The 21326-nt window shown below is 56.0% G+C and carries 21 protein-coding genes and 1 pseudogene; 5 read left to right on the forward strand and 17 right to left on the reverse strand.

Annotated features, from left to right (window positions below; genetic code table 11):
• Positions 1-3 precede the first annotated feature (3 nt).
• Together ACWDN5_RS07790 and ACWDN5_RS07795 are read right to left on the reverse strand one after the other, a co-directional pair.
• Positions 4-645, reverse strand: coding sequence for a DUF3558 domain-containing protein (locus tag ACWDN5_RS07790; RefSeq protein ID WP_449675317.1), 642 nt, complete (start codon positions 643-645; stop codon positions 4-6).
• A 13-nt stretch (positions 646-658) separates the two neighbouring features.
• On the reverse strand, positions 659-1051 hold the full coding sequence (locus ACWDN5_RS07795) for a hypothetical protein (RefSeq protein ID WP_310973007.1): 393 nt from the start codon (positions 1049-1051) through the stop codon (positions 659-661).
• Positions 1052-1234: 183 nt separating this feature from the next.
• Between ACWDN5_RS07795 and ACWDN5_RS07800 the strand changes: the two genes are divergently transcribed.
• The 5 genes and pseudogenes from ACWDN5_RS07800 to ACWDN5_RS07820 all read left to right on the forward strand — a co-directional run bounded on the left by ACWDN5_RS07800 (position 1235) and on the right by ACWDN5_RS07820 (position 6365).
• Positions 1235-1816, forward strand: a complete 582-nt coding sequence (locus tag ACWDN5_RS07800; RefSeq protein ID WP_043784004.1) for a TetR/AcrR family transcriptional regulator — start codon at positions 1235-1237, stop codon at positions 1814-1816.
• Positions 1817-2016: 200 nt separating this feature from the next.
• Positions 2017-3357, forward strand: a complete 1341-nt coding sequence (locus ACWDN5_RS07805; RefSeq protein WP_310973008.1) for a hemolysin family protein — start codon at positions 2017-2019, stop codon at positions 3355-3357.
• A complete protein-coding gene (locus tag ACWDN5_RS07810; protein WP_310973009.1) occupies positions 3354-4397 on the forward strand; it encodes a hemolysin family protein in 1044 nt (347 codons plus the stop codon). The genes ACWDN5_RS07805 and ACWDN5_RS07810 overlap by 4 nt, the downstream gene beginning before the upstream one ends.
• A pseudogene (locus ACWDN5_RS07815) lies at positions 4394-5005 on the forward strand (3-methyladenine DNA glycosylase); the annotation flags it as partial. The gene ACWDN5_RS07810 and the pseudogene ACWDN5_RS07815, both read left to right, overlap by 4 nt.
• Before the next feature lie 97 nt (positions 5006-5102).
• The gene (locus ACWDN5_RS07820) at positions 5103-6365 is read left to right on the forward strand and encodes a helix-turn-helix domain-containing protein (protein ID WP_449675320.1); all 1263 of its coding nucleotides are present in this window, start codon (positions 5103-5105) and stop codon (positions 6363-6365) included.
• Between the two features lie 47 nt (positions 6366-6412).
• Here the strand turns inward: ACWDN5_RS07820 and ACWDN5_RS07825 are convergent, their stop codons facing one another.
• The 15 genes from ACWDN5_RS07825 to ACWDN5_RS07895 form a co-directional block, all read right to left on the reverse strand.
• Positions 6413-6607 (reverse strand): hypothetical protein, encoded by a 195-nt coding sequence (locus tag ACWDN5_RS07825; protein ID WP_449675322.1) that lies wholly within the window; start codon positions 6605-6607, stop codon positions 6413-6415.
• Positions 6608-6766: 159 nt separating this feature from the next.
• Positions 6767-7276, reverse strand: a complete 510-nt coding sequence (locus tag ACWDN5_RS07830) for a hypothetical protein (protein WP_449675324.1) — start codon at positions 7274-7276, stop codon at positions 6767-6769.
• Positions 7277-7340: 64 nt separating this feature from the next.
• Positions 7341-11474, reverse strand: a complete 4134-nt coding sequence (locus ACWDN5_RS07835; RefSeq protein WP_449675326.1) for a hypothetical protein — start codon at positions 11472-11474, stop codon at positions 7341-7343.
• Positions 11475-11491: 17 nt separating this feature from the next.
• The gene (locus ACWDN5_RS07840; RefSeq protein ID WP_449675328.1) at positions 11492-14143 is read right to left on the reverse strand and encodes a hypothetical protein; all 2652 of its coding nucleotides are present in this window, start codon (positions 14141-14143) and stop codon (positions 11492-11494) included.
• Between the two features lie 151 nt (positions 14144-14294).
• Positions 14295-14723, reverse strand: a complete 429-nt coding sequence (locus ACWDN5_RS07845) for a hypothetical protein (protein ID WP_449675330.1) — start codon at positions 14721-14723, stop codon at positions 14295-14297.
• A 50-nt stretch (positions 14724-14773) separates the two neighbouring features.
• Positions 14774-15220, reverse strand: a complete 447-nt coding sequence (locus ACWDN5_RS07850) for a hypothetical protein (RefSeq protein ID WP_449675332.1) — start codon at positions 15218-15220, stop codon at positions 14774-14776.
• Positions 15220-16233, reverse strand: coding sequence for a phage tail tube protein (locus ACWDN5_RS07855; RefSeq protein WP_449675334.1), 1014 nt, complete (start codon positions 16231-16233; stop codon positions 15220-15222). Before ACWDN5_RS07855 ends, ACWDN5_RS07850 begins: the two co-directional genes overlap by 1 nt.
• Positions 16221-16430, reverse strand: a complete 210-nt coding sequence (locus ACWDN5_RS07860) for a hypothetical protein (RefSeq protein ID WP_449675336.1) — start codon at positions 16428-16430, stop codon at positions 16221-16223. Before ACWDN5_RS07860 ends, ACWDN5_RS07855 begins: the two co-directional genes overlap by 13 nt.
• Entirely contained in the window at positions 16427-16870 is a 444-nt protein-coding gene (locus ACWDN5_RS07865; RefSeq protein ID WP_449675338.1) for a hypothetical protein, read from the reverse strand. The genes ACWDN5_RS07860 and ACWDN5_RS07865 overlap by 4 nt, the downstream gene beginning before the upstream one ends.
• Positions 16870-17661, reverse strand: a complete 792-nt coding sequence (locus tag ACWDN5_RS07870; protein WP_449675340.1) for a hypothetical protein — start codon at positions 17659-17661, stop codon at positions 16870-16872. The genes ACWDN5_RS07865 and ACWDN5_RS07870 overlap by 1 nt, the downstream gene beginning before the upstream one ends.
• 3 nt (positions 17662-17664) lie before the next feature.
• Positions 17665-17856: a DUF7302 family protein gene (locus tag ACWDN5_RS07875; RefSeq protein ID WP_449675342.1), complete on the reverse strand. Its 192-nt coding sequence runs from the start codon at positions 17854-17856 to the stop codon at positions 17665-17667.
• A gap of 61 nt (positions 17857-17917) precedes the next feature.
• Positions 17918-19099, reverse strand: a complete 1182-nt coding sequence (locus ACWDN5_RS07880; RefSeq protein ID WP_449675344.1) for a phage major capsid protein — start codon at positions 19097-19099, stop codon at positions 17918-17920.
• An 88-nt stretch (positions 19100-19187) separates the two neighbouring features.
• On the reverse strand, positions 19188-19856 hold the full coding sequence (locus ACWDN5_RS07885; RefSeq protein ID WP_449675345.1) for an HK97 family phage prohead protease: 669 nt from the start codon (positions 19854-19856) through the stop codon (positions 19188-19190).
• 4 nt (positions 19857-19860) lie between these two features.
• Complete coding sequence (locus ACWDN5_RS07890) at positions 19861-21144, reverse strand: phage portal protein (RefSeq protein WP_449675347.1); 1284 nt, start codon at positions 21142-21144, stop codon at positions 19861-19863.
• Positions 21144-21326 carry a hypothetical protein gene (locus ACWDN5_RS07895; protein WP_449675349.1) on the reverse strand — a complete coding sequence of 61 codons (183 nt, stop codon included), beginning with the start codon at positions 21324-21326 and terminating at the stop codon, positions 21144-21146. The genes ACWDN5_RS07890 and ACWDN5_RS07895 overlap by 1 nt, the downstream gene beginning before the upstream one ends.

Genomic DNA, 21326 nt, shown 5'->3' on the forward strand with positions numbered 1-21326 from the left:
TCGTCAGGCCCCCTTGAGTGTCTTGATGATGCTCGCCGCCACCTGGTTGGCCACCGCGCAGGAGTCGTCCTGGCCCTGGTAGCCCTGGGCGTACACGTTGAACGCGAGGTCGTCGGCGATCCCGACGTCCAGGCCGCAACTGCCGAGGGCGCGCTCGTCCTGGACGTCGACGTAGATCGCCGGGTAGCCGTCGACGTCCGGGGCGCGCTCCAGGAACTTGGTGATCTTGCCGGAGCGGTAGGCGGCGTACGCCCCGGCCAATCCGCCCGCCCCCTGCTCACGGTTGCCGGTGCCGAGCGCGGCCGAGAGCCCGAGCCCTTCGCCGGAAAGCTTCCACAGGCAGGACGGTCCCGCCGCGGTGGCCGGCGTGTCCCCTTGCGGGGTGTACTTGCCCGGATCCGTGTACCGCAGTGAAGCCAGCAGGTCCTTCGGCACCAGTCCACACGGGTCGGAGGCGTACTTGCCCGCGTCGAGCGGCGGCTGGGTCACCTTGGGCACTTCCGGGTCCACCGGCGACGACGTGCCCGCCGGCGCCGAAGAGCTCGGCGCGGGGGACGCGACACCCCCCGTCGTCGGGCTGCAGGCAGTGGCCAGTCCCGCGGAAACGACCACGGACACGGCGAGGACGCAGATTTTGCTTCGCACGAGGTTCGTTCGCCTATGCCTTGAAGGTGTCCGACAGATCCTGGTCGGTGACCACGGTCTTCGACTGGGCTTCCTTGAGCTTCTTGATGTACGCCTGCGCGTACTTGCGCATCGAGTCGTTCTGGCGCTGGAGGGCGGAAATCGAGTCGCCGGTCGTCGACGCGTAGCTGTCACTGGCCGGGTCCTGGCCCGGCGCCAGCCGGTCGGCGAACCGGAGACCCTTGATCTTCTCGCCGTCGTCGACGATCTTGTCCAGCAGGTCCTCCCACTGGCCGATCACCGCGGCGAGCTCTTCGGGGTCCATCTTGAACTGGCCGCCCTTGCCGCCGCCGTAGACGCGGCCCGGGGTGTCGAAGACGTCGCCCCACAGCGCTCTGGCCGCCGCGCCGGCCTCACCGATGATCACCGCGCACCTTCCCCTCAGCTCACCCACCGTGATGGGGCAAACCTTAGCCAACCGTCTCACTTCGTGTCAGCGAATCGCCGCAACGTTCAGACGGCGGGGGCAACCGGGCGGTTCCCTGCACTCCCGGTCACAGTACGTACGTACGGATTGCGAACTCCCAGTCCGCGGTGCCAGGATTTCAGGATGCCACGCGTAAGCCAGGATCACCTCGACGCACGCCGGCGCCAGATCCTCGACGGCTCGCGCGTCTGCTTCGCGCGCTACGGCTACGAAGGTGCCACAGTCCGGCGCCTGGAGGAAGCCACCGGCCTCTCGCGCGGGGCCATCTTCCACCACTTCCGCGACAAGGAATCGCTCTTCCTCGCCCTCGCCGAGGACGACGCCCTGCGGATGGCCGACGTCGTCGCCGAACAGGGCCTCGTCCAGGTCATGCGGGACCTGCTCGCCGGGGGCGACCACCCCGCCGACTGGCTCGGGACACGCCTGGAGGTGAGCCGGCGGCTGCGCACCGATCCCGAGTTCCGGGGCCGGTGGGCCGAACGGTCCGAGCAGCTCACCACCGCCACCCGGCTGCGCCTGCTGCGCCAGCGCGAGGCCGGGAACCTGCGGGACGACGTCGACGTCGACGTCCTCACCGCCTTCCTCGAGCTCGTCCTCGAAGGACTCGTCTCGCACCTGGCCATGGGCCTGCCGGCCGCCGGGCTGGGGCCGGTGCTCGACCTCGTCGAAGAAACCGTGCGCCGGCACCGGCCGAGCCGCGGATGAGCGCTCCGACACACCCGGTACGCGAGCGGCGAGCGCGAAAGACACGTTAAGATTGTCCGCAATAACCGCAGTACACACCGATTCACCGCTAGGAGTGACCGTTTCGTGCGCGCAGCGCAGTCACCCGGTGACAGTACCGGGCCGGGTGACCGACCCGGCTGTCCGATAGGTTCATCCCCCGCCACCGAGGCGGGTGCGGAATGATCCAGATCCTGCTCGCCGTCGCCGGCGTCCTCCTCTTCGTCCTGCTGACGATCGGCACCGGGCTCGCCGTCGCGGCCGAGTTCTCGCTGACCGCCCTGGAACGCAGCACCGTCGAGGCCAACGTCCGCCAGGTCGGCGACCGCCGCGCGGTGACCGTCCAGAAGGCCCACCGGACGCTGTCCTTCCAGCTCTCCGGCGCCCAGGTCGCGATCACGCTGACCACGCTGATCACCGGGTACCTGGCCGAGCCGCTGATCGGCGAGCTCGTCCGGCCGCTGCTCACCGGCCTCGGGCTGCCGGCCGGGTTCGCCGGCGGCGCGTCGATCGTGCTCGCGCTGATCATCGCCACGTCGCTGTCGATGATCCTCGGCGAAATGGTGCCGAAGAACCTCGCGATCGCCCGGCCGCTGCCGACCGCCCGCGCGGTCGCCGGCTACCACTCGCGGTTCTCCTCGCTCTTCCGCTGGCTCATCACGCTGATGAACAACAGCGCGAACTTCCTCGTGCGCAAGTTCGGCGTCGAACCGCAGGAAGAGCTGCGGTCCGCGCGCTCGCCGCAGGAGCTGGGCTCGATCGTGCGCTCCAGCGCCGAAAGCGGCACGCTCGACACGTCCACCGCCGAGCTGCTCGACCGCTCGCTGCGGTTCGGCGAGCGCACCGCGGAGGAGCTGATGACCCCGCGCGTGCAGCTCGAATCGCTCGCCGTCGACGACACCGTGGAAGACCTCATCGAGATCTCCCGCCGCACCGGCTTCTCCCGGTTCCCGGTGCACGCCGAGGACCTCGACGACGTCCGCGGCGCCGTGCACGTCAAGCAGGCCTTCGCCGTGCCCGCGGCGGACCGGGCCGCCGTGCCGATCGGCTCGGTCATGCGGCCGGTGCCGACCGTGCCGGAGTCCCTGCCCGGCGACGACCTGCTGCTGCGCTTGCGCGACTCCCGCTTCCAGCTCGCCATCGTCGTCGACGAGTACGGCGGCACGGCCGGGCTGGTGACCCTGGAGGACGTCGTCGAGGAGATCATCGGCGACGTCCGCGACGAGCACGACGAGCGCGAAGCACCGGCCTCCCAGCAGGTCGGCGCGGACAGCTGGCTGGTCTCCGGGCAACTGCGCGCGGACGAGGTCACCAGTGTCACCGGGTTCCGGATGCCCGACGGCGACTACGAGACCATCGCCGGGCTGATCCTCGAGCGGCTGGGCAAGATCCCCGCCGAGGGGGACGCCACCGAGGTCGACGGCTGGCTGCTCACCGTGACCACGATGGACAAGCGCCGGATCGCCGAGGTCGAGGTCGCCCCGGTCCGGGAACCGGCCCCGCAAGCGGAGGTGGCGTTGTGAGCGACTGGCTGAACATCGCCCTCGTCGTCGTCCTGCTGCTGGCCAACGCCTTCTTCGTCGGCGCGGAGTTCACGCTGATCTCCTCCCGGCGCGACCGGCTCGAAGCCTTGCTGGAACAGGGCAAGACGCGCGCCCGGATCGTCATCAACGCGAGCAGGCACGTCTCGCTGATGCTCGCCGGCGCGCAGCTGGGCATCACCATCTGCTCGCTGCTTCTGGGCCGCGTCGGCGAGCCCGCGATCGCGCACCGGCTGGCGGCGGGCTTCGACGCCCTCGGCCTGCCCGAGGCGCTGCTGCACCCGATCTCCTTCGCGATCGCGCTGGCGTTCATCACCGTGGCGCACGTGCTGATCGGCGAGATGGTGCCGAAGAACCTCGCGATCGCCGAGCCCGAGCGGCTCGCGCTGTGGCTGGTGCCGGCGCACGTCGCGTGGGTGAAGCTGGCCAACCCGTTCATCTGGCTGCTGAACTTCGTGGCCAACTCGCTGCTGCGCGCGTTCCGCGTCGAGCCGAAGGACGAGCTGGAGACGGCCTACACGTCCGACGAGCTGGCCGAGCTGCTCAGCGAGTCGCGCCGCGAAGGCCTGCTCGACCAGTCCGAGCACCAGCGGCTCGCCCAGACGCTGTCGTCGGTGCAGAAGACGGTCGCCGACGTCCTGGTGCCGACCGCCGAGCTGACCACGCTCCCCTGCGGGCCGACCGTCGGCGAGGTCGAGCGGGCGGTGTCGTCCACCGGATTCTCGCGGTTCCCGGTGTGCACCGACGACGGGCGCCTGACCGGCTACATCCACGTCAAGGACATCCTCGACCTGGCCGGGCAGGACCCGGGCACGACGGTGCCGTCCTCGAAGACGCGCGCGCTGACCGAACTGCGTGCCGACGCCCGGCTCGACGTCGCGCTGTCGGCCATGCGCAAGGAGCGCAGCCATCTCGCGCGGGCCCTGGACGAGGACGGGAACGCCGTCGGCGTCGTGGCGCTGGAAGACCTGGTCGAGGAGTACGTGGGCACGGTGCGCGACGGCACCCACGTGGGCGCATGACCGAAGTACTCGCCGAGGCGGACTGGCTGGCCCGGGAGGCGGCGCACACCGCACGGATGCGCCGCTGGACCGGCCCGCACCAGGAGCGGCGGGCGCGCGGCGAGAAGCACCCGGTACTGGACTTCCTCTTCACGTACTACTCGTACCGGCCGTCCCACCTCGAGCGGTGGCAGCCCGGGCCCGGCGTCGCGCTCGCCGGGCCCGCGGCGCGGCGCTTCCTGGACCGCAAGGGGTACGTCGCCACGCCCGAGGGCGTCCTGCTCGATCCGGCGGGCTTCGGTGAGGGCAAGGTGCGGACGGCCGAGTTCGTCCTCGCCCTGCTGACCGCGACGGCGTCCCGCGCGCCCCGGCTGAGCTGCTTCGGGTTGCACGAGTGGGCGATGGTGTACCGCGAGCCCGCCGATTCGGTGCGGCACAACCAGGTGCCGCTGCGGCTCGGCTCGGCGGGCACCGACGCGGTCGTGGAGTCCCTGGACATCCGGTGCGGGCACTTCGACGCCTTCCGCTTCTTCACCGAGTCCGCGCGGCCGTTGAACGAGCTGGCGCCGTCGCGGGAGACGCAGGTCGCACTCGAGCAGCCGGGGTGCCTGCACGCGAACATGGACATCTTACCTGATCCGTGGTACAGCGGCCGGTGATCTCTTCACGGGGTACCTGACCTGCGGTTACTCGTTCGTGGTGCTCCAAGCGGTGTACTCTCCGGGCATGCCCGTGAACCGTGAGTTGCCCGACTGGTCTAAGCGCGCATATGCCGACGTCTTGGCTACCCGAGACATAGCCGGAGTCTTCAAGGTGCTCAAAGCACATGGCTGGACTCAACGCGCTATCGGCAATGAACTTGGTTGGGGCAACTCCCAGGTAAGCGAGATCATGCATGGTCGCAAGGTCATCATGATTGATGTCTTTGAGCGCATCGCTAAGACCTTCTCTATCCCGCCGGGCAAGATGGGACTTGCCTTTACGGATGACTCCCCCGTAGCTCAACCGCCTGCTAAGTCGCCTGACCTGGTTGACTACGCACTCAAGTCGATGCTTGGTCAAGATGTAGAGCAAGCCGAGTATCTGACCAGGCCAACTCAGATCTATTCAAAGATAGGCAAGTCTGATGCCGAGGTCTTCAATCAATACTTCCTCGCATTGCAGCGGATAGAGACTGAACACTCCGGTCAGCTTGTCCCCGCGCAAGCTCTTATTCAACAACTCCGCAGGATGCTTCAAGCTGATATGCCTGCTGCTGTTCGTGCTCGGCTTGCACCTATGGAAGGTTGGGTGAATAGCTTTGCCGGTTGGTGTGCAATCGACCGGGGTTTGTACAACATCGGCATGACGCACTTCTCCCGGGCTCTTGAAGTAGCGGCTAAGTACGATGATGACCTAGGCCGTTGTCGAGCGCTGTTCTCATCCGGTAAAGCTGAGATGCATTACGGTGATCCTGAGCAAGCCTTGAAGCTTTTTCAGTTGGCCGTAGTTCCTGCCGGGCGTATTGGGTCCAAGCTCTATCAAGCGGGACTAGCGGCACACTCAGCGTGGGCCGTAAGTCAGCTCAGGCCAGAACACGTCAAGCGCTACGTGTCGACTACCTGGGAGTCCTATTCGCTCTATAAGCCTGAGCGTGAATATGAAGGCATGGACAAGTTCTTCAACCGGCCTGACATCCTCGGGGTCACCGGACAAGCTCAGGTGCTGTCTGCTCCGGAGAAGGCCATTGAGGATGTGAGCAAGGCTCTCAAGGGCCGTAAGCCCGGTTCTCGCTCCGCCGCATTCGAGACTGCCACGTTGGCTCACGCCTACCTTGCTGCGGGCTACTCGGATAAGGCCGTCTCAACGGGCCGTACAGCCCTCAAGTTGGTCAGGGACATCTCTAGTCGCCGGACTGCTGTTCGCCTTGCTCCGTTGAAGCTGGCCGCCTATGAGCACGGCACCCGTGATCTCACCGACTTGGCAGAGGACATCCGCCGAGTGAGCTAGTCCAGACATGAAGCGGCCCCGGTCTGAGTGACCGGGGCCGTTTGCTTTCACTTGAAGGTTTCGTAGACCTCTTGCCAGTCGGCCCCTTCAATCTCCGGGGTGTAAAGCTCTGAGTTGTTCTTCAACCACGCTTGTGCACGTTCCTTGTAAGTGGCCAGGTCATCCATCGGGAAGGTCTCTCCCGCCGGAACCATGTGCCGGACTTCCTTGTACAGGGCTTCAATAACCAGTGGAGTACTCATAGGTATAGCTTGCACTAAGCCTTAGCCTTATGTCAACTCATAGTTATGCCTTAAGTACTATCCGTGCGCCGGCCATCGCACAAAAAAGAACCCCTCTACCAAGTAGTTAAACCTAGTAGAGGGGTTTTCTTGTTTGTCATATCGGAGGCATGACAAGTATTAGAAGCCGAGCCACCTTGCAGAGAAGGTAACTCCACCGTTCGCAACAGCAGTGCTTGCCGCACCACCACCAGCGTTACAGATGATCTCAAAGTAGTCTCCTGCTACACAGGCATTAGGAATCGCTGCATTGTGAGCAATAGCCGCACCTACACCACCTGGTGAAGGTTGCATAGAGCGAGCGATACCTAGACCGGTACCGTTCTTACGGATAATCATCTCAGACCAGCTACCTGAAGCGAAAGCCGATCCGGCAGCAAGACTCGCGGTGACCTTGATGTCATACATGCCAGGGGTAACAATAGTAATCCTGGTGTTCAACGCTGCCACGTTGGTCATGTTGTCGTTATCCAGAACCATGGTATCGAACTGGACAGCGGTACCACCGCTTAGACCAGTCTGGTTGGTACTGTATCGACCAATGATCGCTTGTGGCGGATTGAGAGCGAAGTTAACCGCATCGCGAATATTCTTGTTTAGCTTTTGAGCAGTAGGGAACTCCCCCGCCACCCAGTTATCTTGTGTTGGAACTGTTGCCATGTTTGTTTAGCGCGTTGCATTGCGCTCCCTTTCTTTAGTATGCAAGACGGTTCTTGCCGTCTAGGTTGCCGTACACCGGATCTTCAACGATCCATGCTAACTGGTTGTAGGCCGGAGAGATCTCAATATCCGTCTGCCATAAAGCAGTACCGTCAGCCTTAGGTGTCAAGTAGTGCTTGACTCGCTCAACGAAGTGGTTCAATGAACCACCACCTAGACCGTTCTTATTGACAATATCTCCATACAAATAGTCGCCAGGCTGCACCCTACGACAGAAGTCGTCTGTAGCATCATTCGCCTGGTTGACGAATGTCAGCGTCTTGTATCTGGTCACCGGCTTGTTATGGGTTTTGACATCCCATGACGCTGTCTGCCTTGCTTCATCCGCGTCATACTGTTCAGTGTTGAAGTCCTTACCAACCTTTGAGTATGAACGCTGAGATAACCTATCGCCTACAGGGAAGGTAGTTGCCTTCTCTGAGCCGTTGAACTTACCTGACACCCTTACCGAGTTAACTATCTTGGTAATATCGGTCTTAGCTCCGTAGTCTCCTTCAGGTTGGATAGAGTTGTCACCAGTTGAGATTAGCCACTTAGCGTTGTTCTGAGTTTTGCCGTAGTTAAAGCGGCTTTGCTTGTTCTCGTAGATGAAGCTTCCATCTCCCCCGGCCCAAACGATGCCGTCAGCAGACTTAGACGCACTGACTATCAAGTCAGCCGGTGTAGTACCACTGTTCCAGCTAGCCGGATTCAAGGTAGACAATCCTGTTGACATATCACCATTGCGAGTGTGCAAGATAGGCAAGATGCCTGGCTGCTTAGCACTCTGCAAGATGTACTTGATGCGAGCTACCTCATTAGTTGTTGGCCTATTGTCGATACCCGCAAGCCAGTGATTGTTAATCGCATAGCCAGGTAGACAACGGTCATACCATGCAAAGTGTCCCAGGTTACCGGCATAGAACTGGTAGGTTTCTGGGATACCGCCACCGACAATCATTTGATTAACATTTCGGTCGGTAGACGTGAATGAAGCCACCTGCGAGCCATCAAAGTAACAACGAACTAGACCGTTCTTGTCCTTGGTCATCGCTACATGGTGCGGCTTACCGTCATGGCGAGCTTCGCCAATGTCAACAATCTGATAAGAACCGGGAACTTGTCCCCACTTATACCAGAGCTGTGAGCCGGCCATCCACACATAAATCTTTCCCGACTTGTCAGCCGCAAAGTTGTGGTTGAACAAGGGGTTGTCAATCATATCCGGGGCTGTGGTGTCACGTTGAAACCAGATCTCATAGCTACCTTCGTACCTATCGATTAGTGTTCCATCGAACTGACCGTAGATGACCTGACCTTGAGTAGCACCCAAACCAGTAAGCGGAGGATTCTCAAAACGCAAGCTTCCTCCCTCTTCGGCGAGGTTGGTTGTGCCGTCTTCACTGACACCCCAATTATTTGGGACACCTTGAGTTCGCACATAGAAGTCAACATCTAGCCTGTCAGACAGATTACCAATCGCATCTAGTGAGTCATCCAATGGGAGATAGATCAGCGGATCATCATTCAAGACCGTTTGCTTATATGGCGAATCGAGCTTGACGCTACCTAGCTGGCCGAACGTATCAGTACATCCAAGCTTCACCCTGGTAATGCTTCTATTCTGCCCATCGGTAGACATTGACTCAATAGAGTCATCGCGTACCTCAACCACGCCAGTAAGCAAGGATGCTTCCTTGACTCCCGGGCTCGCTTGGTATCCATCCGGCCCGATGTACTCACCAATGAACTCATAGCCAACGGTGTATGCACCACGCGGTACATTCATAAAAATAATTGGTACTTGAGCACAGAACGGCACATCAGGGCCTAGCAAGTCCACGGTCACTGAGCCACCATTGGTAGGCAGAGTGATCGGCGCACTGATGTCACCCGCGAATGCACCACCAAAGTAGCCACTCTTAGGCGAGTTAGGCGAACCGAGGATTCGTCCCGAGATAGAGCTAAAGCTCACTGACGCTGTTGTACCGACTGGCATATCCCATTGTGACCCGAGGCTTTTGATGGTCACCTTGAAGCGAGTACGTGTAGTACCTGAGTGGTAAGTTTTGTATGAACGTCCACCATCATCAAGCGAGTCATTGCCGTAATGCATGATAGCTTGACCAGCTTGCATAGTGTCTACATCGTAGTAGGAAATGCGACTATTAGCAGTGACGCTAGATAGATCCGATCTGAACCCGCCAGTGAATCGCCTTACGTCTAGGTCGTCAATGTAGATGTCGATCGCCGGTGAGGCATCGGCTACTACCTGAATACCTAAATGCAGAGCGGTAGCACCAGGCGCAATGATGATGGTTTCCTTGTACTGCTGCCAACTCGTAGTCAATGCTCGCAGCGTTCCACTGGTCACAACAGACTGTGCAAGGTTGCTCTTGTACAGAGTCTGAATCTTGGTGTTCGCGTTCGCCGCACTAGCCTTTGCCCAATAGGTGAAGACGTACGGCACACCTGCGGTTGCTTGCGTGTTGTTAGCCTCGGTATAAACCGGGAACACATTTGAGGTTGCACCAAATCGGACGTTCGCCGTAGTGACAGCATTCGCCTTAGTCAGCTTCAAGCATCTGTTACCCGAGTGTGCATTGTTTCTATCCATCACTACCGAGAACGCACTAGATGTACTTGAGCTGACGTACTTGGCAATAGTCAGCGAAGTAATGCTTTCAAAATCCCCGAGGTAGCTGAGCTTATTGGTATAAGGATCAGGCTCAAGGTTATTGGTTGTCAGCGACATCTCATCAATGACGATGTTTCGCACACCGCCGGTGATGCTAAGGACCAACTGAACACCATAGACACCAGCTGGTACCGATAGAGTCCAACCTACATAGCCAATAGGAGCTGAAGCAGCGATTACATTAGTACCTAAGCTTGCACTTCCACCCCCGGCAAAGTTGGCTGTAACTGTGACCGAGCAAGCAGTAGCAATCGCGTTGTACGCCAGGAACCCAAATGCGTAGGTCTTCCCTGGATCAACCGGAATTGCATAGGTAGTGCTCAACGCTCCAACGGTGATTGTCGCCGGTGAAGTTGCGGTAGTCGCAATGTTCAAGCTCTTGGTACCGGAGATAACACCACTGGTTAGCAAACTCAGTGTGGCGTTAGTAGCGGTAAAGAAGTCGGACACAGTTGTCATGGTGTCGAACGCATACGCATTCGGCATGACGTTGTACACGTTGCCGTCTCGTCTACCGACGTTTGTACCGAGCAACGCTTTCGGGTACCAGCGGTTAATGTCGAACTGGTTTCCGGGAGACACAAGCCTTACCTTGGTGCCTGCCTGTGGCGCAGTAGTACGCAAGTTGTCGATGACGAATGGCTTGAGGTAGTTACCTCCGTTGGCTGCTTCGTAAGCTGCATCGTACTTGTGAATCTGAAACTTCGAATACTTGAAGTATCGAGTAGTTGCGCTCACACCAGTAGGCGTAGATCCAAGTGTCACGTAATAGGCGGTAGAAGGCGCAGTGACCTTACCCTTTATCTGAGTCTGTCCGGTTGTCGCAATAGTCGCACTGAAGAACTCATCCACCTGGAGAAGCACTCCGGCGTCACTCCACCAATGCACCTTTGCATGCTCGGTAGCAGCCGGAGCAGTACCGTTGTAGTTCAGCTCTTCAACAACCATAGCCACAACGTAGCTACCGCCGGGCTTAACAATTGCGGCATACATTGAGTCAAAGTTAAAACGCCAGTCGTAGCTAGTGTTGGCACCATCTACGGGCGCAGCAGTGTAAACCGCTCCCTTTCCGCTGTTGTACTGAAGGACACCATTCACCAAGCGGAGCTTGCTGTCTTCATCCCCCGCGACAACGTCGAAGTAGTCCGAGCAGATGTAGCTAAAGCCATTGCCGTAGCTATCGTCCACCAGGTCTACCGTGTCGTCAGTCGCGTAAATCGTATCCTCTGAGTTGAACTCAAATTCAATATCTGCGGTACCGGCCCAGATCTCATCAGACTCATAGTCACGCCCGACATTGGTCTCTACCCTGGTCACCTTTTCAAGCTTCTCCCATTGCGGGAACGCTTGGTCAGCACCGCGTGTTGATCTGTCTATCTGGACCTGAAATTCTCTTGCCATGTTTCCTCCAATGAAAAGCAAGGTGGCCATGAGCCGGCCACCTTGCCCTATCTTCCGTTTCTTCTATTAATACGTTCAATCTCTTGGCGCACTTCGTTTGCTATCGCCTTTGGATCTTGAGCGCCATTCACGTTGATAACCACGTTGTTTGTTACAGCGCCATAAGAACTAACCGAGCTATAGCTAGCACCATCCCCACCAATAGGAGTCAGTTGCTTACCGAATGCTTGAGCTGTCTCAGCTAACAAGTTCATTGAGCGTGTTGACTTATCCCATGGGATGTATGACTCATTAACTCGGGAGTTATCTCCGATTAGTCGATAGGTGTTAGGCGGTACCTTCTGCGCCAGTCCCCCGCGCATCGGTGTGAAGCGTCCACCGTTGGCAAAGGCGAGAATGTTACCTGTCTCGTTCATTACCAGGTTTCCACCACCGACACGGATTGAGCCGTCAGTACGCACAATCATGGTGATGCGGCCAGTACGGTCACGTGCTGTGTAGTTGATGGCATTCTCAGCCGCACCAGTGTTCGCTACCACGTTTGTGGTTACCTGGTTAGGTACCAGACCATAAGTGCGGATCAACTGGTCAATCTGCCCCTTGGTCAATCCAGCCTTTTGCAGGACGCCTACTAGCTGTGCCTGCTGAGTACCTAGGTCACCATTAACCTTATTGGTTGCCTGATCTAGAGACATGCCTTTAGCTACTAGATCCTGGATTGCAGCACCCGAGTTAGCAAACCCACTTTGAAGTGTGACTAGCTGGTTCTGCAAGTTGGAACCGTTGGCAGTGGTTGTATTAACTGTACCGTCTAGATTGATGAGCTGGTTACCAAACCCTTGAGCCTTGTCTATGTTCTTGCCGAACTGCTCACCCATCTGCCTTAGAGTGTCATTAATAGTCTGCTGCGCCTCTTCGTAGCTTGGTGTTCTACCGTTGAGCAAGTCGAGCACTGTCACCAATGCCTGACCCTTCGCAGTCGCATCCGCAGTGAAATCAGCAAGTGTCTTCATCGCATCGGCCATACGACTATGTGCCGCACTTGAGGCTTGAGCCGCAAACTGTGAAGCACTCATTTGCGTAGTCGAGCTAGCTAAAGCCTGCTGGTAAGCCTGCTGAATAGTGATTGCTTCATTGACGCCTTGGTTCTGCTGTAGAACAGTTGCCTTTAAGTTAAGCAAAGCTTCCAGGTGACTACGCTCTGAGTCAGTTAGGTCAAGGCTGTGTGCACGCCATACCGAGTAGTTATCGATAAGCTCGTTTGCACCCTTGCCGGTATTCACCATCTCTTGCGACAGACCTTTGAAGGTGTCAGTGAAGTAAGCGTTATTCTCAGATGCACCAAGCACAGAAGTAATCTGCTTATCCACCTGACTTGTCACTGACTCTAGAGCAGTCTTGTTTCCGTTAGCCGCAAGCGTTACCTGGCCTAGGTTGATACCTAGAGCCTTTGCGTTGCCGATAGCGTTCTGATCAGCCAATGCCTTAGCTACTGCTGCCTGAGTTGCATTACCGACTGCACCGTTATCCTGCTGGATAGCTGAAGTCAGCTCCTGAATGCGGCTCTTGTGCTCCGCCGCGTGTTGTGCGGCTTGCTGCTGCTTCTCCCCGAGGATGGTCAACCCGATGGCCAACGCTCCTACTGCCAACCCGGCCGGGGTGAGCGCAGCTCCTAGCACTGTGCCCAACGCTGTACCGGCCTTTGCGGCAAGCCCAGGTGACTCCTTGAGCTTCGCTCCTAGTCCATCGAACTGCTTTGTCACACCACCGAAGGTGATGAGGTCTACGGCCTTCAGAGCCCCGGCAACCTGTCCCAGTGGACCGAGCCATCCCCCGAGTGCGTTTGAGATTCCGTTAAGGACGCTCAAGGCTCCCGAAGCGATGGTCATAAATCCGCTGAACGCTCCGCTTGCGGCAGGCATCCCGTCGGTGCTGACTTTCAGAATGATTTGGTACACCTGGTTGAGCGCGGTGTTCAGTTGCGTGAACACGCCCACGCCGTTGTTGCTCAAGTTGGCGAAGAGCTGTCCAGCAAAGCCGAGGAAGTCTCGTACCACGTCGCCTAGCTCATCAATTATCTTGCCTGAAGAGCCGGCCCCTGTGCTCAGGTTCCTAAAGAAATCAGACGCACCAGTACCGGCCTTAGCCATCGCACTTTCAATGCCGACAGTTGCCGCGTAGCTGTTACGAGCGGCCACAACCAATCCAGGCATCGCGTTCTCTGCCAGCTCGGTCACGCCGTCAGTCAGCTTGAGAACTGAACCAGCAGAACCAACCATCGCAGCTTGAATCTGTGGCTGCATTCGAGCGAAGCTTGAATCGACCTTGTCTATGGCCTTGACCATAGTTCCCTCTAGCGGAGCAGCTGCCTGCTTGACGCCATCGGAAATGTGCCCTGTCATTTCAGTGAAGCTCTGGCTTACACGCTGATTGCTTGATAGCGCTGTTGCCGCTATTGCTCCGAATAGGAGAGGCACACCAGCTAGGGCTACTCCTGTTGCTGCCCCCGCCACTGCCGCCACGACCGGCATTGAGCCAAGCACCTTCATCGCTACCGAAGTGGACTTAGTCAGCTTGGCGTTAAATTGTTCATTCGCCTTCTCAGCTTCGGCAACTGATTTGGCATAGTCGCGCATCGCGCGCTGTCCATCCTTGGAATCACCAAGGATTCTAACCTTTACTTGGCTATCACCAGCCATGCACTATCACCTTATTTCGTGTTCTTGATCCTTTCGTTCAGGCGTTTTACGTAGGCTTCGTATTGCGCAAACGTCAGGTTTAGGACGTCATCATTCGTCCAGCCAATCCATCCCTCGCAGAATCTCGCGTACTCGTCGTATCGCTCCGCTCTTATTTCTTTGAGGCTCTTGACCCGGACTTGGCTTTCGCCTGAGCCGTAGCCTCTTCTTGCTCGGCGAGGTCTTTTTTTGCATCCTCGATCACTTCCTGCATGATCTTGAACTGCTTAGCCATGATCTCGTCATAGACGTAACCGGGTAGATTACGAATGTCCTCAAGGGTTACATTGGGATCTTCAGTGCGCTTGAGTAGATAGATCCAAGCAATGACCATCTCGGTCTTCAATGTGCGTAGCGGCCAACGCTCGCCGGTGTCAGGATCAGTGGTGAACATGACCTTTCCGTTCTTGTCTGTTCTCAAAGCACCACCGTTTTCTAGGTCTTGCCATGCGTAGCCGGAGATGTCTTCAAACTCCTCACGGTCGCGTAGCTTCAAGCGATCAGCCCACCTAAAGTCAAATGCAAATTCTTGTTCTGTCATCTTTTCCTCCGATATATGAAATGTGGCCCCTACAAAGCCGGGGCCTAGGCTTAGCCTTCATAGACAGGCTTAAATATCTTGAGTAGTGCTTCCACTGAATCCATCCATTTCTCTTCAATCCGCGCTCTATGTGATCGGATCGATGGGTAGAGGAAGTAACCAGGTCCGCCGTCAAAGGCGTTGACCAGTGGATTACCTCTCCACTCGTGAAACTGCTTGTACCTCTTGCTACCGAACTCGGCACCAAACGCGTACGGCCTAGAGGTCTTCTTGAGAAACACGGCTACGGCCGAACCTGAACCAGAAGCGGACAGAGCTGGTGCTGACTTGCGAAAGACACCACCAAGCTCATTCGCCTTTTCCTTGGCTACCTGTACGACATATTTGGCAACCTCTTTATTGACTCTCGCCAACTCTTTAGGTGCCCGGTCGTCTATCTCTTTGAGGTCCGCGCGTAGCTGCCTGAATGCGTTAGCACCAAGAACGTACGCAGTCATCAGATAGCGGTAGCGTCCGGGGTAACAATGACTGCGGTAAGCATGTTGTCACCCTGACCTGAACCCGGCCACAATACGTTTCCGGTTAGGCTCTGCTCGGCTAGCTTGCCTACGTCAATGTTGGTTGGTGCATCAACTAGTGAAACCACTGGCATAGTCAGAGTGATGCTTGAAACGCCTGTGCCTGGTTCTGGCTCGGTAGCAGTCCAAGTAACAGAAACTGCTACTTGTGCACCTGACTCAAGCGCATTAGCTACACGCTGTTCCTGTACTAGGCTTTCAAACTCCATCTTGAAATCAATAGTGACTTCATCCTGACCGTTCTGAATTGGTTCCTTCTTGAGCTGTGTACCTAGGAAGTAGCGCTCAGCAGCAACGTTCTTCTTTCCCTTAATAGAGACTTCAGACACGCTTACCTGAGAGCCGGCCACGGTGACAACACCTTCGTAGAACTTGAACTCCTTCAGGTTGTCAGAGTTACCAAAGTTCTTGACCTGGGTAGCTAGTGCACCAGCACCACTACCAAGGTTTTCCTTTTGGAAGTCTAGATCAAGCTTGACCTTCATGAACTCGTCTACAGAGTTACTGATTTCCCAGCCGACAACCTTTCCACCCTGATAAGTCTTGGTGTAGTTGTTGCCGTCTGAGCCAACTTCATTCTTCTGAAGAGTGAAGCTCTTGCCCTTGGTGTCGCCTACCTTGCATGTATGAGTAGTTACACCTGAGGTTGTGCTGCCGAGTGTGTAGTTGCCAAGCATGTGCTTAAACCAGAAAGCTAGCCCCTGGTTGGCACCGTTGATTTCTACAGAGCCTGACGCACCCTTTGGGTTTCGAGCAACGCGCTTGGCGTTGACTGCATACTCGCCTGCTCTTAGACCAGAAGCCATGATGACGTTTGAGTAGTCACCCTTAATGTCTTCTGAGTTGAAGTCGATTGATCTGTTTGCTGCAACTGCGGTGCCATAGACAGATTCGTCCTTCACGTTAATGTATTGGTCAATCATGTTGGCCATATATCTTCATCCTCTTTCTGGCTATCCGCCGTTTTGTTTTCGTTGAAACCTTTGAACAAGTTGATAGCGTCACCGCGATACCTTGCTTTCTTTAATCCGATAAGCATCGTTGCTAGTGAGTAGTCCAGTTCGTAGGTCTGTCCTTCCTTGAGCCACCCGGCCCAGTCTTTGAGCATCTGCACCGAGAGAGTTGTCATGCCAAGTTCTTCTCACACTTGATATTGAACTTGAACAGGGTCATTGCTCCACCATCTAGGCCGACTTGCGTATCTATGCCAGTTGGCACAAGGTTGGTGAAGTCGACATTGAATCCAAGTGTTCGGTTATTGCGAAGCTCTTCAACCAAGATGGTTGCAATGTCTTCTGCTGTTGCGTCAGTGTCCTTAGGCGAGCCGTCAGGCTGTTCAACACCTATGGCACATTCGACTGAGTACACTTCATAGACCTTCACACGTGGGCCGAAAGAGCTGCTTTCAAAGCTCTCCCACTCGACGTTCCCGATACCGACTGCTAAACGTAGGTCATCCTGGGCCGGCGGTCCATAAAGGACAGCTATTGCACGGCCGTAGTCGCTGAGAAGTTCTTCTAAGCGAGTCTGCAAGTAGCGCTTGACTTCAAACGCCGTAGTAAAACTCATCACGCCACCCCCGGAACGTCGAACTTGATTCGCTTCAAGAACGCATCCACACGAGGCACGGGAACTTCAATCCCGCGTGTACCCACCACGAACATGCGATAGGTGTTGCCCTGCTGGTCTGTCTGAAGCTCTGTGTTGTCCGGCGTCTTCTTGGTTCGAGCGGCAGTGAGGTAGACAGCCAGCTCTAGCGCCATGCTGCGAGCTTCGGCGGTCACTCCCCCATCTAGGCCGTGCTCATACGTCACGGTGGCTGAGAGCCCTGTCAGGCCGTCTAGCCAGCCGTTCGCAGTGAAGTCCCCCGTGAAGGTCTCGCCGTCGACAGTGACCACCTGGCGCACAGCGACGACCGGTAGGAACGCCTGCCCGTTGAGGACACCCACACGCACGGTCTTGCGACGCTCGACAAACGACACATTGGCCACTGACTCGAAGATCTCTGTCACTTGGTCCCTGACTGAACGGAGAAGGTCATTGCTGTAAGAGCTTGTCTTCATCTCTCTGGCCGCGAACAAGTCTCTTAGCTCAGATAGCTCAAACAGGTAGTCTCCAATGACTTCTTCAGTTGTGGTCTCGTCTAATAGAGACCCGTTCCAATCGATGGTGAGTGGTCCAAGAGTCGACAAAGACGGAAGGGTAAAGCTGTAAGTGTCGCCGGTCTTAGTAGCTGGTCCTGTGAATACAACAGCGTCGGATGCATCGGTTACTGTGACTGTCACTGTTCCAGCGTCGGCGATTGTGTCGTCAACGTAGAACATGTGTCTAATGACTTCACTCTTACCACGCTTAATCATCTATTACTCACCTTCCTTCTTGGTTCTCCTTGTTCTCTTCTCGGCAGTAGGCTTCTCTAATATCGGTTCTGCTCGTCCATCACTAAGCAGCCTTGCACCTAAAGCGTCGGATACCTCTACTTCGGTACCCTCTTCTAGCCACGCCCCGCGCTTCTCGAAGTCATGGCCATAGTCCTTAAGCATTCTTATCTTCATGGTGTTACCTCCTATCCAAATGAATAAGGGGCCGCCCGAAGACGGCCCCTTATCCGACTGATTAGCTAGCTGGGTGAGTTAGCTTCTTTAGTGCGTTTGGATCGGTTACTACACCGTCACCACGCCATACAACCTTTACTGCTACAAGGTCGTTACCGAACTTGTAGTCATCAGAGCGCTCAACGCGTAGGCCACGAACAGAGCGAACGAAGTAAGCCTTTGGATCACCAAAGACAATTGAACGCTTGTTTGCGCCCGGAGTTTCCATGCTTGAGTCGGTGAATACCGGACGTCCTAGCAACTGCTCTGGATTGTCTGAAGCTGGGTTGATTGTCCATACGCCAGATAGGCCACGAAGTGCAGCAGCAGTAGTTGGGTGCATGAACCATGCGCCACGGTTACGTGCTGAGTCCTTCACTGAGTAGTACAGGCCGTAAAGGTCATCATCAGTGATTGCTGATACACCTGCTGCGGTTACACCAGCACCAGCACCGACAATAAGACCAGTTGGCTTGTTAGTGCCGTTACCAGCAATGAAGTCAGCGTTTACGGCGCCAGATACGTTGTCGCCGATAAGACCAGCAACTAGACCAACTACGTCTACCGAAGTGTCCTCTACTAGCTCCTTAGACAAGTCGGCAATTGCGCCGTACTTGTACGCGGAAAGGGTCTTCTTGGTAGCGTCTGCGGTTTCTGGAAGTGCTGCACCTTCTGCGGTAAGAGCTGCACCGATGTTTGCAACTACAGGAGCGTCGATTGGCTCACCACTTGAAGTAGTCACAACGCGTGCACCTGCGCGGAATACAGCAGTGTTCTCGGCGAATGCAGTCATTACGGCAGTGACAAAGTCATCGTTAGTGTAGTTACCACCAGCAGCCTTTACAGGGGCTGCACGGTATTCAGCCATGTTAGAAACGACTGGACCGCCAACAACGTCAAATGACTTACCTTCAAGGATTGCGGAGCGTAGCTCTTCGGCTAGCTTGCCTTCCTCGCGGGTCTTCGGCGCAACATCTACGATGTGTGCATAACGAGAACGAGTCTCGGCTACCTTTGCTTCTGAAGCAACGCGTGCCTCTAGCTTGTCGATTTCAGCCGCGCGGGCTTCAATCTGAGTGTCTAGTTCGTCTAGCTCGGAGCGAACCTCTTCGGTTACTTCTCCGCCTGCTAGACCATTGAACTTATTTACAAGGTCTTCGTGTGCCTTTAGTGCATCCTGAAGCCTTTCGTTAGTAGTCTTCAATTTCCTAATGTTCCTTAAATGTATTCCGGCTTAGACCCCCGGTAGGGCTTGTTGCTTAGACCTTTCTTTCGGAGTGGTACTGGCCGGCTCACTTAAGGTACTTATTGCGCATCTCAATGATGCGGCTTGAAACATGACGACGTGGTACGTAGATACCCTTTGGCGCATTCGCCTTGTCGTCAAGCTGGTCTAGAACGTCTGTAAGGGATTCTTCCCCTAGTTCTAGCCCGCGCATTTCTGCGATGTTCTCTGCTGCTCGTGCTCCTACTGTCGCTGCCTCATAGGCTGGATAGGTAACAGGGCTTACGTCCTTGAGCTTCACTTCCTGTAGAGAGCGAACCCAGAAGCGTCCTTCTTGCTCGCTTCTCTCCGATGTGACCGGAGCCTTGCCGGTTACTGGATAGAAAGCGAATGATGACTGGCTGATGTCACCACGTTGGATACTCTCGTATAGATCCCGGCCCATTTGCGAGTCAGGTAGGTCTACTTCGTAGTGAAGTCCCTTGGTGTCTTGTGCCATACGTAGTGTGCCCGCTTTATTGCGTCCTAGTACGTACATAGGATTGTGGTTGTACAAGGCTCTTACGTCGGCTTCCTGAATGGTCTTTGTAAATGCTCCGCTGCGAATCTCTTCATAGAGTCTCGGCTGAAGCAGTGTTCTCGTATCGAAAACGGCTGCATACCCAGTGATGACTAGTTTGTTCTGCTCTGAACGAGTCTCGAACTCGGAGTCAAAAGACCGTACTTCTTGCTTCAACTAATTATACCTCCTTACCGGGGTTTTGTCTTTTTCGTAATTCATCGGTCTCGGCCTTAAGCTTTTCTATTTCAGCTTGTAGCTTCAAAAGCGCCGCGGCATCCTTTGCGCCTTGTGCATTACGGTCACCGACGCTTAGAGCGATCTGGAAGTTGTCTCCATAGCCGGATTCGTCGCGTGGTAGGTCAGCTAGCTTTCGCGCCTCGTTCGGAGTCATGAAGCCGTTGTAGATAGCTTTTCCGTATGAGTCGTAGGCTGCTTCAATGTCACCACGTAGCAAAGAGCCAAGATTGAATTTGATGAAAAATCCCTCTTCAAGCAGGAAGGTATTGATCACTGCTTCTGCAATGTCAATCCATGGCTTGAGGGTGATGTCTACGAAGTTTTGGTTTTGTTCCTGAATACCGCTACCCCAAGTTGAGGTGACGCTAGGATCTAGCTTGTACGGTGGGAACTTCCAGATTCGGGCTATCTGGATAGCCGAGTATTTCTTCTGCTCGATAAACTGAGCGTCAGCAGGACTGATCTGAAGAGGCTGAATCTTACCGTTGTCTGAGATAACGATGATTTTGTTAGTGCCGCCTTGAGCCGCCGCGTTTACCTGCTTACCTACACGGTCAGCTTCATTCTGATCTAGCTTGCCCGGATAGGTGATAGCCGCGCTGGTCATCAATCCCTTATCGAAGAGCTTGCTTGAAATGTCCTCGGCCTTCAGTGCTCCATTAATTGTTCTACGGTGTAGCTCGATAGGGCTTAGTCCCTTGTACTCCCCCGGCAGAGCCTTGCTCTTGAAGTGCAGAATATTGACACCGTTAACGATTGGCTTTCCGTCTAGCTCCCGTTCGCCGTCAATGGTGTATTTAACTAGCCCACCTTCTTTGTAGACCTCTACACGGTCCGGGTGCAGTACATCCACATTCAGTAGTTCGCCTGCATCATCATGGATAAGCAGCCAATACGCGTTACCACGAAGCAGCAAAGACACCCATGTTGCTTTCATGGTGTCTAGAAGCGTCTCGTTAGGGTTCGGCTGTACTAGCCATGCTGGCTTTTCTACCTCTTCAACCCCGCCGTCTCCGCCACGTTGATAGAGGTCAATAGGGAAACCAGCCAGCGTGTCAGCGATGGTAGACACACATGTGTCTACGGCTGAGTCTGCTAATGCCTTGCGCTCATCAAGATCTACGCTGGTGTTCTGTGGTTCGTTAAGAAGCTTCCACGTCGCGTTATTCTGTTGTTGAGCTACACTCTCCGATCTCTTCTCGAAGTGCCCAAATAATCCTGCCATTAACTATCATCGTCCTTTTCTATGACCTCTCTGTCAGTCAGCTTCTCCGGCTGTCCAGTGCCAATGGCAAGCAGGAAGATTCCGGCTATCATTAGCCCGAGCCAAATCGCGACCATGAAGGCCCCGACACTGATTGCCAGCACACCCGCAAGTTGAAGCGACACTTTGGTCTTAATGTTCAT

It is taken from the genome of Amycolatopsis sp. NPDC003731 (genome assembly GCF_053586895.1).

Bases quoted from the DNA above. Each gene is read 5' to 3' on its own strand.
- ACWDN5_RS07825 (WP_449675322.1), bottom strand. From the start codon at position 6,607: ATGAGTACTCCACTGGTTATTGAAGCCCTGTACAAGGAAGTCCGGCAC.
- ACWDN5_RS07800 (WP_043784004.1), top strand. From the start codon at position 1,235: ATGCCACGCGTAAGCCAGGATCACCTCGACGCACGCCGGCGCCAGATC.
- ACWDN5_RS07875 (WP_449675342.1), bottom strand. From the start codon at position 17,856: ATGAAGATAAGAATGCTTAAGGACTATGGCCATGACTTCGAGAAGCGC.
- ACWDN5_RS07890 (WP_449675347.1), bottom strand. From the start codon at position 21,144: ATGGCAGGATTATTTGGGCACTTCGAGAAGAGATCGGAGAGTGTAGCT.
- ACWDN5_RS07895 (WP_449675349.1), bottom strand. From the start codon at position 21,326: ATGAACATTAAGACCAAAGTGTCGCTTCAACTTGCGGGTGTGCTGGCA.
- ACWDN5_RS07865 (WP_449675338.1), bottom strand. From the start codon at position 16,870: ATGAGTTTTACTACGGCGTTTGAAGTCAAGCGCTACTTGCAGACTCGC.
- ACWDN5_RS07855 (WP_449675334.1), bottom strand. From the start codon at position 16,233: ATGGCCAACATGATTGACCAATACATTAACGTGAAGGACGAATCTGTC.
- ACWDN5_RS07860 (WP_449675336.1), bottom strand. From the start codon at position 16,430: ATGACAACTCTCTCGGTGCAGATGCTCAAAGACTGGGCCGGGTGGCTC.
- ACWDN5_RS07850 (WP_449675332.1), bottom strand. From the start codon at position 15,220: ATGACTGCGTACGTTCTTGGTGCTAACGCATTCAGGCAGCTACGCGCG.
- ACWDN5_RS07870 (WP_449675340.1), bottom strand. From the start codon at position 17,661: ATGATTAAGCGTGGTAAGAGTGAAGTCATTAGACACATGTTCTACGTT.
- ACWDN5_RS07805 (WP_310973008.1), top strand. From the start codon at position 2,017: ATGATCCAGATCCTGCTCGCCGTCGCCGGCGTCCTCCTCTTCGTCCTG.
- ACWDN5_RS07820 (WP_449675320.1), top strand. From the start codon at position 5,103: ATGCCCGTGAACCGTGAGTTGCCCGACTGGTCTAAGCGCGCATATGCC.
- ACWDN5_RS07845 (WP_449675330.1), bottom strand. From the start codon at position 14,723: ATGACAGAACAAGAATTTGCATTTGACTTTAGGTGGGCTGATCGCTTG.
- ACWDN5_RS07835 (WP_449675326.1), bottom strand. From the start codon at position 11,474: ATGGCCACCTTGCTTTTCATTGGAGGAAACATGGCAAGAGAATTTCAG.
- ACWDN5_RS07840 (WP_449675328.1), bottom strand. From the start codon at position 14,143: ATGGCTGGTGATAGCCAAGTAAAGGTTAGAATCCTTGGTGATTCCAAG.